Annotated in this window: 14 protein-coding genes and 1 tRNA gene; 4 read left to right on the forward strand and 11 right to left on the reverse strand. The window is 44.7% G+C overall.

Annotation, left to right across the window (positions count from 1 at the left end; translation table 11 throughout):
* Window positions 1-344 precede the first annotated feature (344 nt).
* The 3 genes from BJP34_RS47220 to BJP34_RS47230 form a co-directional block, all read right to left on the reverse strand.
* Complete coding sequence (locus BJP34_RS47220; RefSeq protein ID WP_229424299.1) at window positions 345-548, reverse strand: hypothetical protein; 204 nt, start codon at window positions 546-548, stop codon at window positions 345-347.
* Entirely contained in the window at window positions 503-751 is a 249-nt protein-coding gene (locus BJP34_RS47225) for a hypothetical protein (RefSeq protein ID WP_229424300.1), read from the reverse strand. Before BJP34_RS47225 ends, BJP34_RS47220 begins: the two co-directional genes overlap by 46 nt.
* Window positions 752-890: 139 nt before the next feature.
* Window positions 891-1187 (reverse strand): helix-turn-helix domain-containing protein, encoded by a 297-nt coding sequence (locus tag BJP34_RS47230; protein WP_229424301.1) that lies wholly within the window; start codon window positions 1185-1187, stop codon window positions 891-893.
* A gap of 346 nt (window positions 1188-1533) precedes the next feature.
* Here BJP34_RS47230 and pyrE point away from each other — a divergent pair, with 346 nt between their 5' ends.
* Complete coding sequence (gene pyrE / locus BJP34_RS09145; protein ID WP_070392081.1) at window positions 1534-2145, forward strand: orotate phosphoribosyltransferase; 612 nt, start codon at window positions 1534-1536, stop codon at window positions 2143-2145.
* 29 nt (window positions 2146-2174) lie between these two features.
* Here the strand turns inward: pyrE and BJP34_RS09150 are convergent.
* The 6 genes from BJP34_RS09150 to BJP34_RS09175 all read right to left on the reverse strand — a co-directional run bounded on the left by BJP34_RS09150 (window position 2175) and on the right by BJP34_RS09175 (window position 10239).
* A tRNA-Met gene (locus tag BJP34_RS09150) sits at window positions 2175-2247 on the reverse strand.
* Window positions 2248-3069: 822 nt separating this feature from the next.
* Entirely contained in the window at window positions 3070-5436 is a 2367-nt protein-coding gene (locus BJP34_RS09155) for a LysM peptidoglycan-binding domain-containing M23 family metallopeptidase (protein ID WP_070392082.1), read from the reverse strand.
* A 761-nt stretch (window positions 5437-6197) separates the two neighbouring features.
* Complete coding sequence (locus BJP34_RS09160) at window positions 6198-6401, reverse strand: hypothetical protein (protein ID WP_070392083.1); 204 nt, start codon at window positions 6399-6401, stop codon at window positions 6198-6200.
* A 438-nt stretch (window positions 6402-6839) separates the two neighbouring features.
* Window positions 6840-7301, reverse strand: a complete 462-nt coding sequence (gene trmL / locus BJP34_RS09165; protein ID WP_070392084.1) for a tRNA (uridine(34)/cytosine(34)/5-carboxymethylaminomethyluridine(34)-2'-O)-methyltransferase TrmL — start codon at window positions 7299-7301, stop codon at window positions 6840-6842.
* A gap of 734 nt (window positions 7302-8035) precedes the next feature.
* The gene (gene gshA / locus BJP34_RS09170) at window positions 8036-9187 is read right to left on the reverse strand and encodes a glutamate--cysteine ligase (protein WP_070392085.1); all 1152 of its coding nucleotides are present in this window, start codon (window positions 9185-9187) and stop codon (window positions 8036-8038) included.
* Window positions 9188-9321: 134 nt separating this feature from the next.
* A complete protein-coding gene (locus BJP34_RS09175; RefSeq protein ID WP_070392086.1) occupies window positions 9322-10239 on the reverse strand; it encodes a histone deacetylase in 918 nt (305 codons plus the stop codon).
* Between the two features lie 70 nt (window positions 10240-10309).
* Here BJP34_RS09175 and BJP34_RS09180 point away from each other — a divergent pair, with 70 nt between their 5' ends.
* The gene (locus tag BJP34_RS09180; RefSeq protein ID WP_070396573.1) at window positions 10310-10732 is read left to right on the forward strand and encodes a peptide chain release factor 1; all 423 of its coding nucleotides are present in this window, start codon (window positions 10310-10312) and stop codon (window positions 10730-10732) included.
* Window positions 10733-11040: 308 nt separating this feature from the next.
* Window positions 11041-11991, forward strand: coding sequence for a LamG-like jellyroll fold domain-containing protein (locus tag BJP34_RS09185; RefSeq protein WP_070392087.1), 951 nt, complete (start codon window positions 11041-11043; stop codon window positions 11989-11991).
* A 931-nt stretch (window positions 11992-12922) separates the two neighbouring features.
* On the opposite strand, the gene BJP34_RS09190 is transcribed toward BJP34_RS09185, so the two are convergent.
* A complete protein-coding gene (locus BJP34_RS09190) occupies window positions 12923-16234 on the reverse strand; it encodes a tetratricopeptide repeat protein (protein WP_229424302.1) in 3312 nt (1103 codons plus the stop codon).
* Window positions 16235-16652: 418 nt separating this feature from the next.
* Between BJP34_RS09190 and BJP34_RS09195 the strand changes: the two genes are divergently transcribed.
* Window positions 16653-16907, forward strand: a complete 255-nt coding sequence (locus tag BJP34_RS09195; RefSeq protein WP_070392088.1) for a hypothetical protein — start codon at window positions 16653-16655, stop codon at window positions 16905-16907.
* Window positions 16908-17027: 120 nt separating this feature from the next.
* Here BJP34_RS09195 and BJP34_RS48605 read toward each other — a convergent pair whose 3' ends face one another.
* A complete protein-coding gene (locus BJP34_RS48605; RefSeq protein ID WP_267876521.1) occupies window positions 17028-17153 on the reverse strand; it encodes a hypothetical protein in 126 nt (41 codons plus the stop codon).
* Window positions 17154-17203: the final 50 nt, after the last annotated feature.

Raw genomic sequence — 17203 nt, forward strand, 5'->3', positions numbered from 1 at the left:
TCTATTAGACGGGGGATGTCTGAACCAGCGCGGAAAGACTTGTTCACCCATGGTCTCTAATTCGATACGGGACATGAGTCATCTTGTCCTGAATCTTGGGCTGACGATGCGTCAATCACCAGTTCGTTGTCTTATCCTTTCGGTCTCCCTTGCGGTTTGGCTCATGGATGACTTAGAATTGACACCGCTTTTATTCCTTGCACTCGACCCGTTGATATTCAGTCTCGGAGCCTAGGAATATGGAGTAACCTGACATCTAGGTTGTAGGATTTGAACCTACATGTAACACACAGTTAAATAGCTATTGCTATTCGAGCTATCCCCCCACTGGCGTGGGTTTTAGCTCAACGAGTCGCACTCCAGCAAACCCACTTGAGAATTTCCAGGAAGCTACCCCATGCCGCATCCAAACAATGCTTTGCCAACATGCCGCGACTGGTGATCAAGAGATTCAAGTCCTCAGCAAAAATCATTCCAGCCATGTCGCAAAGTTTGTGAGCCGTCAGGAAGTGGAACTCTCGGCGAACGTTGTGGATGTGTTCATGCAATCTACCAGTTCACCTGTCGATACAGCCAAGAACTTTTCTAGTCCCAAATCAATCCCGATCGGATCACCATCAGGCATTGGTTGAGGAACACAAACATCTGCTTGCAGAATCAGTTGAGCGTACCAGCCCGACGATTTCAACACGACCCGAACTTGCTTGACCTCAAATCCTTCAGGAATAGGTCGATGCAAGTTGATCGGCACGGTTCCAATTTTCGGCAGTTTGATCTCAAATCCGTTGACAGGATTCGACTTGAACTGCGGAAACACAAACGAACGATACTGGCCCGACTTTTTGAATCGAGGAAATCCAAACCCTCTGTGTTGCATGAACTTGAACGACTTATCCAGTCGCTTCAAGTTCATGCAAAACTTGAGAGTGAACTGCCTTGAGTTCTCGAATCAACTTTTTCGCTTTGGTCAGCGCGTTCTGCTGTTTGTAGTAGTCAGGGTATGGCGTGTCAGCAGGGATGATGTATTCCTGTCTGATGCTGCAAGCATTGACCAAACATTTACGCGAATTGATCCAGTCCTTACGCTCTGCCAAAGCATAGTTATATACGCGACGGCATTGCTCCAACCAGCCGAGCATTTTAGCTTCCTGGTCAAGTCCTGGATAGATTCGGTAGCTGTAGGTCAAGTTCAACATCCGTGCATTCTAACAGATTTACATCTTCTGTTAGAACCGATAGATAGTATGTCGATTTTCGAGGCATCGTTCCCGTAGCGTCTCCAAAGGAGAAACCCCTCAATTTTTGAATAAAATAAGCTGAACGCGCACGCGTGGCCAAACGCGCCCCGCGTGGCCTAAAGGCCAAGGCCTTCGGCACCTCAAGTAGCGTGAGCTTTTAGCCGATGGCTGAACGCGCACGCGTGGCCAAACGCGCCCCGCGTGGCCTAAAGGCCAAGGCCTTCGGCTGACGGCTGACCGCTGACTCGAAAGAATACCGAATCATCCAAATCAACCGCTACTAGTAGTAAGTTTCATGAACAACCAATTTCAAGCTCTATCCACCCCAAACGATTTACCTCTCCTGCGACCTTTTCTGCTGGATTTGTTTTGTCAACTGGCTTACCAAGAGGGTGATTTTGTGCTTTCGTCGGGGCAGCGTAGCTCTTATTACATCAATGGTAAACAGGTTACCCTTCATGCTCAAGGAGCATTGGCAATAGGACGTTTGCTATTCTCAATGCTACCTGGTGATACTCAAGCTGTTGCTGGCCTAACTCTAGGGGCAGATCCGATCGTCAGTGCGGTTAGCATTGTTTCTGCCATAGAAAACCGCCCTATCCCTGGTCTAATTATCCGCAAACAGCCAAAAGGTCATGGAACCAGGGCATACATTGAAGGGCCTTCTTTGCCCACAGGAGCCAAAGTAGTGGTATTAGAAGACGTGGTGACTACTGGGCAATCAGCCATGAAAGCCGTAGACCGCCTTAAGGAAGCTGGTTACCAGGTAGAGCTGGTAATAGCCCTGGTTGACCGGCTGCAAGGTGGAGCCGAGCTTTACCAGTCAGCTGGGCTAATGTTTAAAGCTCTGTTTTCGATTAACGAAATCCGAGAACACTACCAGGGTTCTCTTGATCAATCCAGCTGACTAGCTTATGTTGACTATCTAATTAGGTATGGCTCAGGCGGGATTTGAACCTGCGACCTCGGGCTTATGAGTCCCTTGCTCTAACCACTGAGCTACTGAGCCTTTTTTTTAACCCTTATCTACTATAGCATATCAATGCCAATAATTTCTATAATAATTTTTATTCCTTTCTTGATGCAGTCGCTCATGGGGGAAACCACGCCAGTTGCTCATGGTTAGAAGTTACCGTAAGACAGGCTCGCCTTAATCAATAAGTTTTACCCCTTTTGTGCATAGCCGACCAACCATAAAGGCGAGCCTGTCTAAGGTTTCGTCTCCGGGGGAACCCCCAAGACCGCACTGGCTCCCCAAGACCGCGCTGCATCGCTGAGCAAAAGTTGAGTTGACATACTGCGTGCGCACCCATCGAACGGAACAGATAAAGGGTTACACGGAAAAGGTAGAAGAACAATAGGAAAGGTAATTCCTGCTTCAGACAACCACTTTCCCTTTAGCTCAAGGGGCTAAGGGTGATTATAGCTATTGTTTGAGAAGGTGAGGAAGAGTAGGAAAGTTCCGATACTTTTTAGCTACCACAATCTACCAAGGTAGATCTTAGCCCGCCAATGCAAGATGCTTTCACATCCAGGGGGTATATCCGCGCTTCTCTGACGGAATATCCCGGGAGCGCCATAAAAATGTCAAAAAAGTTAGTTCCACCGGGATCTAAGCGCAACGATTAAACCCTTGGTTTTCGGCTTTAATTTAAGCTACATAATAATCCCTGTTGGTGTTACCCTAATTTAAGTCTAACAAATAATAAGAGTTTTTGGTAGACTCTGCAACATTTTCGATTAGCTTTTACTCACCTTACCCTTTTCCTCTGTCTCCTCCTTCAACCTAGTAATTTTGCCTGATTGGGAGACTTCCCTTGAAATCACTCCATTACCGTCTTCTAGGCAAAAAGGCCATTGGATTGGCAGCTCCCCGACCTCTGGGATGAAGCTCAAAGTGTAAGTGAGGACCAGTGCTATAACCTGTGCTACCCATAGCGGCAATTCGTTGACCTTGGCCAACCTGTTGTCCACGACGCACAAAAATTCGGCTGTTGTGGGCATAAAGGGTCAGACTTCCATCAGGATGCTTGATTTCCACCAATTTACCGTAACCACCTGAATTCCAACCAGCACTGACCACAACACCAGGGGCTGCTGCTATAATCGGTGTCCCAATGGGAGCTGCAATATCAATGCCCTTGTGCATCCGTCCCCAACGCCGACCATAACCTGAGGTAAGCACACCATTACTTGGCCAGATATATCCGTTAAAGCGGGTAGGGCTATCTGGCAAGTACATATCTGGTTTAGACAGAGGTGGCACTCCTGGTGAAACAGGTTTTCCTACCGGTATACGAATCATTGGGTTAAATCGTTCCGGTGGGGCAGGAGCTACAGCTATCCTTCTCTGTTGTGATACCTCAGGTGGAGGCACAGGAATGGCAATAGAACTGCGTCGAGTTTTCTGGGGTGGCTGAGGTCTCGGAATAGCAATAGGAGCCTGTGGAGCTGTCGGTGGTTGCGGTAATAATTGCCACTCTTTCGTATCGGTTCCTTGATTATTCTCGGGATTGAACTGGGGAGTGATCTCGACAGATTTAGACTCCTTATTTGAGGGATCAGCAACTGCCTCGTTATTAGTAACTCCTAGGTTGATTGGTTTGTTTTCCTCTGGGCTGGTTTGATTCTCCCGGATTTCTTCTCGCATCTTGAGAATATCAGCCCTTAATTTTTCAACATAGGAGTTGCGCTGAGAGTTAATAGACTCTAAGGGCTGATTTTCAATAGAGGAATTAGCCTGAGCTAACAGACCACTGTCTGAAGTCGATTGAGTCAGAATCGTCTCAGTTAACGGTTTTACCTTAGGTTTTTCCTGTATAGATACGGGTGTGATTTGATCTCTACTAGTAGAAGTCTTAACAGAGATAGTTCCTAAATCCAATGGTCGCGCTATTCCTGGCTTCCAAGATTTAGATTTCCGGCTATTGCTAGATAGCAAGGTAAAAGAGGACTTTTGGTGATCGAATCTCCTAAATTGAGGAATTTTCAGCTGTTGATTAATTTCAATTAGGTGAGGATTATCTAGCTGATTGGCTAAGACTAGCTCTGAGCGGGATAAACCATAGCTACGGGCAATAGAATCGAGGGTTTCACCAGCTTTGACCTGGTGAAACGAGTTGCCAGTAGATGACAACCTAGTTCCCAGCACCACTGGCTGTGGGACATTGAGTTGGTCTATAGTTACCTCGGTTGTAGCCGATGCAATTTTTGGAGTACTGACCTTGACAACTGATGGTTTGACTGCTGATATGACAGTTGTTTCTGGAGTCGGTACTGGAATGACCACTGGTAGTGACCCAGATCTAGTTGATTGGGTTAAGGCTGGTGATACAGCAACTTTCGGCATTGGCTGTGGGAGTGCTGCCGGAGTTGTAGGTACAGTAACAATGGGCTGCGATTTTTCTGTTACTGAAGCCTCAGGTTTTAGAACTGCAGGGGGTAAAGTGTGTGGGCTAGAACCAAGGGTCCCTGATGCCAGTTCATAAGACTTGTTAAACTCCTCGGACCTCAACTGAACCAGACTTTTGCTCAGACGGTTTCGATGTTTTTGCAGGCGCTTGAGGGCTAGGTCTTGTCTAGCTTTTAAAAGATTATTGGTCTTGTTGGAAACAGCGTGGGATGCATCCTTTGACAGGTTACCCAATTTTGAGACTGGTGCAGATGCTAGCAACTGTTTTGGCTCTACACCCTTAGAGTTAGATGAGGCTTTGAGATTAGTACCCTTAACTTCACCAACAATGGTAGACTTCCTGGCTACTGGGAGAGTGTCATCGGTTTTGAGCTTGTTAAAATTCGCGTTCGCGTAGGGTCGGCTTTGCCGAATCGCAAATTCTGGGGGTGAGGCTGGCTTTGATTCCACACTCCATTGTCCCTGCTTAGCCGCGTTTGGCAATGAGGGGCTTGAAACAGCGGTAACTTTAAATTCGGCTGCTGGTAGATTCGTCCCACTTGGCTCAGGAGCAACTGGCTCGAATGCCATTGCTTCATCACCCTGTTGAGGTAATAGTAAGCCAGATGCCCCCATGGAAATCGCCAATCCAATCATGGCTGCTGAGGTACGAGCCTTACGGTTCACCTCAAGGGGAATTGCTGCACCGACCGGATGATTACTTGCAGGTAGTTTCGATGCCGAATCCGATGACTCTGCTGCACAGGTCGGAACATGATTGACCTTATCAGTAAGTGTTCCTTTCAAAAAAGTCCTCCTGGTGTTTGACGAGCGCTTAACAGTTCCTGATTTATTTTTTACCAGTCAATGATGTGACTCACTGCTAAAGTGTGATCCAAATCACATCTAGTTGGGAGACTTAGCAAAGATTACCGTGCTTCTTTGATTTAGACAAGCTCACATGACTACTAAAAAATTTGTTCTTTCATGGCAATAGCTAGATACACCTTGAAGCCATTGATAGGTACTTATCCTTAGACAACTAGGTGGACAACATCCCATAGCAGAGATATTGTCGGGATTTACCACGGCTGCGGTTCAGGATGGCTGCATATGCTGCATATATATGCATATAAAGTAACTGGCTAATCAAGCTTTCTCCGGGAAACCACCCTCAGTAACCCAAGAAAATCCAGCATATTTGCTGATTATTCTCTTTGAGCGCCATAAAAACAGCGATGGGAATCTCGAAGTAACTAACTGGTTACAGATGAACTCTACGCGAATTTTGGGTAAGACAACAACCGTAGAATCCTGTATCAACCGGCAGATTAATCCTGGTGGGTTGCTAGTTGATGGTGCGCTCACAAAATCTTTCAAATCCTCCTTTTCTCTATTGATAGCTGGCGCGCGTATATTGATCACTCGCCATTTGATATCAGCAAAATCTATCGGTAATTTCTCGGTAATCCTACTCTTTATGATAGAAATTTCTTATATGTGTTCGGTAATTTCAGTATTCTAAATAGCTGAATTTTTGGTGAGTAATTTTACACACACTAACTCATTCAACCAAGGTGCGTCCGGTCAGCTGTAGGCTGAAAGTCCTTGATTTTACCCAAAGATACCTGGTTTTGAGGTCTTTCCCTGATTAAAACAGACTTGTCCGACAAAACGTTTTCACAGAGTTTAACCCAATATAAAGATATAGTAATGGATTGATCAGCTAGGGAATTCACTGAGAAGGATGGTTTTTCACGAAAATTACACATTTATACAGACATTTCCTATTGACACCATCAGTAGAGGTTAAATTACGCATTTGAACTCTACTGATGGTGTTTAAACCCCTGAAGGGGGATAAGTATGTTTTGAGTGGGGCGTCTGTTGCTCTCCATTTAATTTTTCTATCTTAAGTCCAGCAAGATTAGGACTCGGGAAACAGCGACTAAAGTCGCCGTCGATATTTCTATTGACACCCGATTTAAGGAGTGATATATTTTAAGGTTAAGGTCTAATTAAAGATTAAACGGTTAAAGCTTAAACGTAAATCGATACAACTAAATCAATACAAGTAAATCTATAAGAAAAATCTATACAAGTAAATCTATACAAAAGAAATATATATATATAATTTGTACAAAATATACAAATTGGACTGGCGAAACCAACTAGAGTTCGTAAGTCCTAATTATTAACACACAAAAAACCTATTCCAAGTAACCCAACTGACGCCTGGCCTCAAATAAGCCAAGGGCAGCACTGACGGAGAGATTTAAGCTGCGAACTCCCGGCTGGGCCATGGGGATAAAGACCTTAGCCTGACAAGCATCTAAGACATGGGGAGGCAAACCTTGAGTTTCGCAGCCAAACAATAACCAGTCCTTGGGCTGAAACTGAAACTTAATATAGTTGTATGTTCCTCTCTTGGTAAAGCCAATCCATCGCCCCTCTTGCTTCTGGTGATAGCTGATAAATGCATCAAGGGAATCATGATATTTAAAATCTACATAGGGCCAATAATCTAGTCCTGCTCGTTTCAAGTAGCGATCGCTAATTTCAAAACCCAACGGACCTACTAAGTGCAATTGAGTAGTGGTGGCGGCGCAAGTTCGGGCAATATTGCCGGTATTCGGTGGAATTTGCGGGTTGATTAAGACAACTTTTACCATGAAACTGTGAACTCGTTTGACCCTAATCTATATTCATACCAAATCTGCGTCTAATACCAAGTTGCGGACAAAGGTACAACTTTCTCTTCCCCCAATCTCCCAATCTCCCTATCTCCCTATCTCCCAATCTCCCAATCTCCCAATCTCCCAATCTCCCAATCTCCCTATCTCCCTATCTCCCAATCTCCCAATCTCCCTATCCAACCAATCTATTATCTTTGAATAGAACCCCTGAGTAGAAAACCAATAGGCGATCGCCTATTGGTTTTTGAAGTGGTGATAACCAGCTTGAAAGCTTTACTGGGTATGGGGTGTGGGTAAACGGGTGTGGACAAACGGGTGTCGGGAAAGATTTATTTTAATCAGTTCAAGGGATTCAGGTTCGAGGAGGATTCGATATAGATCTTAGGTTATATTACTATAGGCATACCTAAGGTCAATATTTTTGTCTGTATTTCAGATCACCTCTACCTAGTGATATAGATCATATATGTTTTTCTTATATTAGTTTTTGTTGAAGCATATATTAGATATTCTTATATTTCAAAGCATTTCACTTGGCCAAAAAATTATTCAATTGAGGCGGTTGTCTTTACAAAAACTCTAAAAAATTTAAAAAAATTCATAAAAAATGCCATGATAATCCTGGGGTAGGGGGAATCCTGATTCTCCCTACCCTGGCGATCACAAGTTTAGTTATTAAATTGTAATTGAATAACAAAGCTGTTAATCAGTTAGACTACCAGGGACTGGCACAATTGATCTTCTAGTTGGGACTCTTGCTCAGCCATGGATTTAATGGCTTGAATCATCACTTGGCGAGGCTCAACACCCACTGCATGAAGTTGTAACCATTGCGAAGCGGTGTTTCCTTCCCGTAGAATTTTCTTAATTGGTGAGAGGAAGCAACTAAAACCTTGTTTTTTCGCTACCGGCCAAACTTCTTGATACAGTTCCTCAATCCAATCTCTGGCCAAAATTAGTCTGCCATCCTCCCAATGCCTCAGTTGCGCATCCAAACTGGATTCAGCCGCAGCTACTTCATTGGCATCTGTGAGGGCAATCAAGTCAGCTGAACGGTTGTTGGCAGGTATTGTACTTATCTCCAGGGGGTCAAGGCTGGGATCATGAATCAGTTGGATCAGGCGTGCTTCCAATAGTGCCATAACCGCTAACAGGGCAATGGGATCGACCATTAAATCACAGATTCTCAGCTCTAGGCGGTTGAGATCATAGGGGCGTCGATTGCCATTGGGGCGCACAGAGGTCCAGAGATGACGGAGATTGAACATGGTACCAGCAGCTAGTTGCTCTTCATTCCACTGGATAAAGTGACGATGGCTTTCAAATAAAGGAACATCAGAGGGAGTTTTGGGAAACATTCCCCAACGGGTCGAGTGATAGCCAGTGGTTTGGCCGTCGAGAAAGGGGGAAGATGCACTCAGGGCTAGGTACAGGGGAGCTTCCATTCGCACGAGACGACAAGCTCTCATCAGGATTTCTGGGTCAGAGATGCCCACATTGATATGGATGCTCGCAGTGACAACTTTAGTGCCGTAGGTGGTCTCAATGTAGGAATGGTAAGGATTATTGGGGTCAGAACGGTAAAAGCGATCGCTTCCAGCTAAGGACAGGGTACTTCCGGGAATTATTGTATAGTTACCCAAGCTTTTTAAATACTGTCGCAGCTGCTGTCGAGGACGCACTAAGGCACATAAGAGACGGTCATAGCAACATAAAGGAGCAGTGGTGTATTCTACATTGCGCTGATCTGGCTCTCGGACAAATCCGTCGAGGGATGCAACAATCTGATCGGAAAAACCGACAATATCCGCTTCGGGAGTGCCGGTATACATTTCTACTTCAAAGCCTTTGGATAGCAGCACAGTTTTTTTTATGGGGAATGCTAAATTGGGAGTGGGGAGTAGCGTTGGCCGTAGCTCTAGCGAATTTATCTACCTTATCTAGCTATCAATCCTATTGATTACGACCAAAGAATTCCTCTGTCTTAAGTTTGCCATTAAAGCTGACACTGGCGATAGACCTGAAGAGCAGCACGGTAGAGTAAAGAGTGGCGATAGATTAGGGCATCGAAATCATTACCGTAGCCACCACCAATAACACAAGCAACTGGGATGCCTGCTGCTACACAGGTACTCAACACTTGCATATCCCGACGGTAGAGTCCAGTGTCGGTCAAGGCTAATTTGCCCAAGCGGTCTTCTACATGGGGGTCAACTCCAGCATCGTAGAGGACTAAATTGGGTTTAAATCCTGAGAGTAAGTCCGGAAGATACTTGGCTAGGGTTTGTAGATAGGCATCATCATCCATTCCCTCTGGTAGGGGAACGTCTAAGTCACTTTTTTGTTTCTTGCTAGGGAAATTCACTTCACAGTGCATGGAAAAGGTGAAGACACTGTGGTCGTTTTGGAAGATAAAGGCGGTACCGTCTCCTTGGTGGACATCTAGGTCAACAATTAGAATTTTCTGCACTAGTCCCAGTTGTTGCAGGACACGAGATGCGATCGCTAAATCATTAAAGATACAAAACCCTGAGCCATAATTGGGAAAAGCATGATGGGTACCACCAGCAGTATTGAACGCTAACCCTTGGCTTAGGGCGAGTTTAGCGGTGAGAATCGTGCCCCCTACGGCAGTACAAGTTCGCTTTACTAACGCTGGACTCCAGGGTAAGCCAATGCGTCGCACAGCTTTGGGGTCTAGGGTACCTTGACAGTAAGCTTGAACATAGTCACGGGTGTGAACCAGGTGGAGCCAATCGAGTGGGGGACGCTCTGGAGTGTGGAATTGTTTAGGAGTGGCAATGCCTTCTTGTAGCAGTAGTTGGTAGAGTTTCCCAAATTTAGGCATAGGAAAGCGATGCCCGTCTGGCAGAGGTGCGACATAGTCCTGGTGATAGACGATTGGCAAGTTCATGATCAGACAGGGTTTTCCAACTCGCTACACTTTTTTTTTAAATCATCAACCAAGTCAAAGGAAGCATAGCATGAATGACCCTTGGAATACTTTTAAGCAACAGCCTTGGCTACCTCTGTCGAAAGTAGCTGCTTTGACCACTGTGCTGGTAGTTGCTCTAGAGAACCTGTTGATATGGATCTTGACTCAATCAGAAACTTTCCGCCCCGTCTCGCGGCTACTATTTTCTAGACCCCTAGCAATCATCTGGTTTATGGCTGCGGCTATAGGAGTTGGGGTGTTAGGAGTCTATATTTGTGAACGTTGGCAGTCTCAGGTATTCCTGAAGACCTCTAGTCTCTGGGCTTTAGTGTTGTGCCTTATCGTCGGTTTATTGCTCAAGTCCCAACTTCCCATCCCTTTTGGGTTAGTTGGGTTTTCCATGAATGCTGTGATTGGAGTAATCCTAGGGGTCTTTTGGAAAGGTCGTCCTTACTGGCGTTATTGGCATTAAAAACGCTATGGGCGAGCATTAAGCCGCTACGGGAACGCATCAACGGGTACTATAGCAATCCACTATAATTCATCAAATTATTGCAGTGGGGAAATCTTGCCTGCACTAAAGTCCCTGGTTTTTGTTGCTTAAAAACAATCGCTAATTTTGCTACTAATCTTGGACTTTGGATAAAATAGTACCCTCAAAGGGTACTGTCACTATCTAAGGGGGCCTTTGACAATAGATTTGTTAGCCCATTGTTTTGAGTATAAACAAAAGGGAAAACATCAAATTTTCTCCAAAGTCTAAGCAGAATAAAAACAGAAATGTTTACCCCCGATCCCACAGATTTGGTAGCTGAGTATTTATTTGAAACTCCAACTGACACGGGAGTGATCAGGAACACAGCTAATCCTGGAAACCTTGACGGTATGATCCAGCACGATCCGGATGCCCATCCGTTGGCTCCCTCAGCGGATGTCCCGCCAGGGTTTGTGGGTTCAGCATCCCTGAACTATAACGTTCTCAGACGCTTATCTGATAGCGGCGAATCCCCGCAAATGTCCTTTGCACAATACGTTGAGGTTGCCAATTTCCCAGATCTGGCTAACCTGACCGTGGAAACTTGGGTTAAGGTTGATTACATCAAAGCAAACCCAGCGTTTACCGATCCTCCCCAGGGTACTTACCCTGATGGAGAAGTTGGTTTTGGAGCCTGCCCACAGCCCATATGCAAAGCATTTTCCTGGTATCTTTTCCTGAGTACTCTACAAACGGATCGCAACCTGATTCTGACTATCATCCCCAACAATGTCACCCAAGGATTACCTAAGGAAGCAGACGAAACCAGCGGCAGTGGTGGTGTAGTCAGTGAGGATATCGTCCATGGTGGTCAATGGACCCATATGGCTGCAACCTTTGGTGAAGTGGCTCCCGGTAGGTTTATCATGCAGACCTACATTAATGGCATCCAAAGCCACATCGAAGAAGTTCGAGACTTTAACGGCAACATCCGTCGCATTCCCAATCAGACCGACAACCCGATAGCGCCTTCCCCTGGTAGACCCCTACGGCTGGGTCAATTCCGTGATATTCAAGGCAACCTTGACTATCAGTACTCCGGACTTTTGGCTGGTGTGCGAATTTACAGTCGGGCTTTGACTCAGGAACAGATTCAAGCTGATTACAGGCATGACATCTGTTCAGGTACAGGACCATTAGGGAAAGAAATCTTCAGACTGGGCTTACTTAGTCTATGGCTGTTGAAGTCTACTTGATTGGGGTCAGAGGAATGAAGAATGAAGAATGAAGAATTTAGAATTGGGAATTCAAAAGAATGTAGAATCTACATTCTAAATTTTACCTTACCCACTCTACCAACTTTCCATGGCACTGCTTTTGAGTGCGACACCTAACCGGATTTTACTTATCCGTCAACTGGTTCAACCAATTGATCAAATCCACTTCGGTGTCTTGATGCAGTCGCTCATGGGGGAAACCACGGCAGTCGCTCATGGGGGGAACCCCCAAGACCGCGCTGCCTTCCCAAGACCGCGCTGCATCGCTTTCAAAATCTAATAATGCTTCTCCTAAATCTTCTAACTGCTCAAAGTATAACTGCTCAATTTGATTTTGTAATTGGGGATTTATCTCACCTAGGCGACGGTTAAGTAGACAATTAAATTAAATTCATTGCGCTTTCCTTGTTCTAATCCTTGTTCTAATCCTTGACGAATAATTCGTTGATAAACTACTGACTATTGCATCATATCCTCCCGAAAATAAGCTTGAATTAAATGAATAATTTAGAATGAATAATTTAGAATGAATAATTTAGAATGAATAATTTATAGCAACCGCAGTATAGTTATAGTTGAGGACAAATTATTTTGCTTGAAAGGGAGCATAAATATTATGTGTTAAGCTTTACTTCGACTGCTATACCTTCTATCTTAGATCTTCTACCTTCTATCTTAGAAATTTTACATTATATAGCGCTACGCGCAAGGCAAGAGGCAAGAGGCAAAAGGCAAAAGTTGAATAAAACAGCTTTTCAGCTTGTATCAATGTCCTAACTTTAATGGGTAGTGCTATACCTTGTTAATTCTCAATTATAAATTCTTAATTCTCAATTATAAATTCTTAATTCTCAATTATAAATTCTTAATTCTCAATTATAAATTCTTAATTCTCAATTCTATATACTGATTACTGTGACAAATCATCGCGCAATCTTTCCAGATTATTACGGATGGTGACAGTATCAGGATGATTTGACCCTAACTTCTTTTCTACAATCTCGAATGCCTGGACAAAGAGGGGTTCGGCTTCATGGTAGCGCCCCTGATTATAGTAGAGTGTTGCCAGGTTGTTGAGACTGTTGGCCACATCGGGATGCTTCTGACCCAGTAGCTGCTTAAACATGTCCAAAGCCTGGACAAAGAGGGGTTCGGCTTCATGGTAACGCCCCTGATCTTTGTAGAGTAATGCCAGGTTGTTGAGACTTTGGGCTACATCAAAATGGTCTTGATCCAGCAGCTGCTTATAAATGTCCAAAGCCTGGACAAACAGGGGTTCCGCTTCATGGTAACGCCCCTGATCTTTGTAGAGTAATGCCAGGTTGTTGAGACTTTGGGCGACATCGGGATGGTTTTGACCCAGCAGCTGCTTTCTCATGTCCAAAGCCTGGACATACAGGGGTTCGGCTTCATGGTAACGCCCCTGAGAAGAGTAGAGTAATGCCAGGTTGTTGAGACTAGTGGCTACCGAGGGATGGTCTTGAGTCAGCAGCTGCTTTTTCATGTCCAAAGCCTGGACATAAAGGGGTTCGGCTTCATGGTAACGCCCCTGAGCTTGGTAGAGATATGCCAGGTTGGCTCGACTAGTGGCTACATGGGGATGTTCTTGACCCAGCAGCTGCTTTCTCATCTCCAAAGCCTGGACAATGAGGGGTTCGGCTTCATGGTAACGCCCCTGAGCTTGGTAGAGATATGCCAGGTTGGCTCGACTAGTGGCTACATGGGGATGTTCTTGACCCAGCAGCTGCTTTCTCATCTCCAAAGCCTGGACATAAAGGGGTTCGGCTTCATGGTAACGCCCCTGAGCTTGGTAGAGATATCCCAGGTTGTTGAGACTTTCAGCGACATGGGGATGGTCTTGACCCAGCAGCTGCTTTCTCATGTCCAAAGCCTGGACATAAAGGGGTTCGGCTTCATGGTAACGCCCCTGAGCTCGGTAGAGAAATGCCAGGTTGTTGAGACTTTCAGCGACATGGGGATGGTCTTGACCCAGCAGCTGCTTTCTCATGTCCAAAGCCTGGACATAAAGAGGTTCCGCTTCATGGTAACGCCCCTGAGCTTGGTAGAGATATGCCAGGTAGGATCGACTAGTGGCGACATCGGGATGGTCTTCTCCCAGGCGGCTTTTGGTGATATCTAAACACTTCTCATACCACGGTTCAGCCTGGTCATAGATACCTTGACCGTTATAGAATCTTCCTAAGCCAGTAAAGGGCTCTATTAAATCTTCATCCCTGAGCCAGTCAGTTAAGACTGTGGCAACTTCTGCTAAATGAGGGATGGCGGAGCTAAGTCCTGCAATAATTTCTTGAGTTGGTGTCTGGGGAATTTCTTTTGCCTTAGCCACCATTGTCTGACAAAAGCTTTGCTTGTAGCTATCAGCCTCTGGTAATTGAGCCAGCTTGGTCTGGAAAAATTCTCGAATTAGTGGATGGAGTTGATAGGTTTGCTGTTCAGTCAGTTGCAACAGGTTCAGTTTCAGTAAACTGCGATCGCGTAATTCTTCCAAGTCTTCTTGTGCTTCTTCCCAGTCATCCTCATCTTCAGTTTCGATAACACACTTCTCTACCAGTGACCAATCAAAAGGAGCAGGAGCAAACAGACTCAGACGACATCCCAACTGCTGGGCTTCTGGACAATCTTTCAAATCTTCCCAAGATAACTCAAAGGCTGCTGCTACTCCCAACTGGGCTGTCATTTCCCCTTCTTCTGTGGGATCATCAAGTAATGCCTTAGCTGCTAATTTCTTTTTCTCTAAACGTTTCTGAACTTTAGCAATGGTTAACGTGGGATGTAGATCTAAATATCGTCCGACTAACTCCAAACCCAAAGGCAAATACCCCAACCATTCACATAAGGCTTCTGCTTCGGTTAGTTCCTTGTCAATGCGCTCTTTTCCAACAAGCTTACCTAATAATTCTAATGCTGCCTCTGGGGATAGTACATCCAAGTCAATTCGTCGGTAAGAAGCTCCTGGACGCTGACGACTGGTGACCAGTACTTTGAACCGGGATTCAGCTGGAGGCAAATAGGGTTTAATTCTCTGTTGATAGTCATTGCCGAAAGAAGCGACATCATCCAGCACGATCAATACTGTTCCTTCTGGCCAATGTCTCCAGCAGTATCTTACCTGCTCCTTGAACTCTAGGTCATCTGGAATGGTTAATCCTAATTCCGTACGCCCAAAACTAACAATTTGAATCCCCAGATCTAGCCCGCGCACTGGAAACCAGCACCTACCACCAGGGTAGTTTTCCTGATAACTTAGAGCATATTGTAGAGCTAACTCGGTTTTGCCCACACCGCCCATTCCGGCAATAGCACAAATCGCTAATCGATCAGTCTGTTGAAGTTCCCGATGGAGCTGCTCAAGTTGATCGTCTCTACCCACAAAGTAGGGAGTGCCACTATTGATACTAATGTTAGTAGGTGAATTTAACGTTATCTGTTTTTTTTTGAGGCATTCCTCGATAAATTTCTTAACACCACGATAGACCAAACTGTTTTGAGACTCTGGTTTGCATAGGTCAATATGGTGCTTTGCTATAGCAACGGGCTTCACTCCTTCAATGCCTGGGTTGGCACTATCTTCGTCTACAACCAAAATCCCTTTTAGAGGCTGGGTTTCATAATAGACCTTGGTGGCAATTCCTAGACTCCGAACGTTTTCTCTATACCACTCATTTAAGTCCCGTAACTGAGAGTCATGAGCTTTTAGTTCCTCCACACTTACAGTCGTTCGTGCGAGAAAACCAATATTATCAATTAAATTAGCGAGATGAGTCCCAGTGTGGGGAGTAGCCAGAAATACTATGCCTTTAGTCTGCTCAATAATGCCTTTATAGTTATCAAAATTATTAGCACTACTAAGCATCTTTTTCACTAAAAGCCCACCCATACTGTGAGTAATCAAGATTAATGGACGCTTACCCAGATTGCAGCTATCTAACCACTCTAATAAATTACTGGCTTGATCGAAAAGGGGCATACTGCTGTTGCTTTTCCAGTTTGTTGCTTTCGCGTCATACCCAAAAGACCAGATGTTAAGACCTAGTTGCTCTTGTCCTAACCAAATTGGCCAAAAATTATCATCATTTATTGCATGCTGGGGATGCCACGTGCCTCTGGGATCACCTCCAAGTCCGTGAACAAACACCACATCCATACTGGCTTTTGAGTCCTCGCACCCTGAGATTTTTATCAATCCCCTCGAATAGCTCACCGATTAGCCTCCAGTTAACTCTATAGCCTTTACCAGTAGATGTAGACAACCCTATCTTTATTTATTCTAATACAAAAAAATCCAGGGAATCGGGAATCGGTAATCAGGAGTCGGGAGTCGGGAGTCGGGAATAAAATTTATCACAATTCATTACTTTAACGATTTAATTTTTCCGGCGATATCGGTAAATTTAATCCTATAAAATAGCCGCTACGCGATTGACCAAAGGTCACGCTACGCGAACGCTAATTTTTTCCCTCGGTTCCCTGTTAATAAGGTTTTTTTTAACGCGATCGCATTTCCTGATCCTACGATTTATTTCAATTACCACTATCAAAAAAAAAATCTAAAAATTCTTGACAAATAAAATTGTCATTGTTATGATGATATTTGTAAATTTTAAAAGCAATTTTGAATTATGCCTGACAACTTTCGCCCAGATCAACAAAACACTCCTGAGGATATAACTCCTAGTAATACTCCTCAGGAACCTTCCCCAAAAAAATACCCCATTAAGCACATTCTGAAGGGGTCACGTAAGGCAATAAGCAACACCATGCATACCCTTTATGCACGGGGTTACGCCGAAATCTCCGAGTGGAGCCCCCTTCAGCCGACTGGAATTCCTGGCGAATTCATCACCATGATGACCAAGTATTTAAATTTGGGTTAAACTATTAAATTATAGGGGGGGAAACCCCCCTGGCCAAAGCATCAGGTTTGTTCACGTAGCGTGACCTTTGGTCAATCCTATGGGATCATTTCTGGATTGGTTTAGAAAGTTGAGGCATAACTAAAAACTCCTAGCCGTGGAAGGTTTTCTGCGGCTATTTTTTTTTGGCTTATTATGTTTTAGGGCATCGGGAATTGGGAATCGGGAGTCGGGAGTCGGGAGTCGGGAAAAAAATTTAGATGTCAATTACCCTTACTAGTAAACGCTATACTTCCTGATATCAATTAGCGACAAGA

The organism is Moorena producens PAL-8-15-08-1 (assembly GCF_001767235.1).
Taxonomy (GTDB): Bacteria; Cyanobacteriota; Cyanobacteriia; order Cyanobacteriales; family Coleofasciculaceae; genus Moorena; species Moorena producens_A.

What these genes read in the sequence shown, in the direction of transcription:
- BJP34_RS09195 (WP_070392088.1), top strand. Translation starts at nt 16,653, where the DNA reads ATGCCTGACAACTTTCGCCCAGATCAACAAAACACTCCTGAGGATATA.
- trmL (WP_070392084.1), bottom strand. Translation starts at nt 7,301, where the DNA reads ATGGTAAAAGTTGTCTTAATCAACCCGCAAATTCCACCGAATACCGGC.
- BJP34_RS09175 (WP_070392086.1), bottom strand. Translation starts at nt 10,239, where the DNA reads ATGAACTTGCCAATCGTCTATCACCAGGACTATGTCGCACCTCTGCCA.
- BJP34_RS09180 (WP_070396573.1), top strand. Translation starts at nt 10,310, where the DNA reads ATGAATGACCCTTGGAATACTTTTAAGCAACAGCCTTGGCTACCTCTG.
- BJP34_RS09185 (WP_070392087.1), top strand. Translation starts at nt 11,041, where the DNA reads ATGTTTACCCCCGATCCCACAGATTTGGTAGCTGAGTATTTATTTGAA.
- pyrE (WP_070392081.1), top strand. Translation starts at nt 1,534, where the DNA reads ATGAACAACCAATTTCAAGCTCTATCCACCCCAAACGATTTACCTCTC.
- BJP34_RS09160 (WP_070392083.1), bottom strand. Translation starts at nt 6,401, where the DNA reads ATGTGTAATTTTCGTGAAAAACCATCCTTCTCAGTGAATTCCCTAGCT.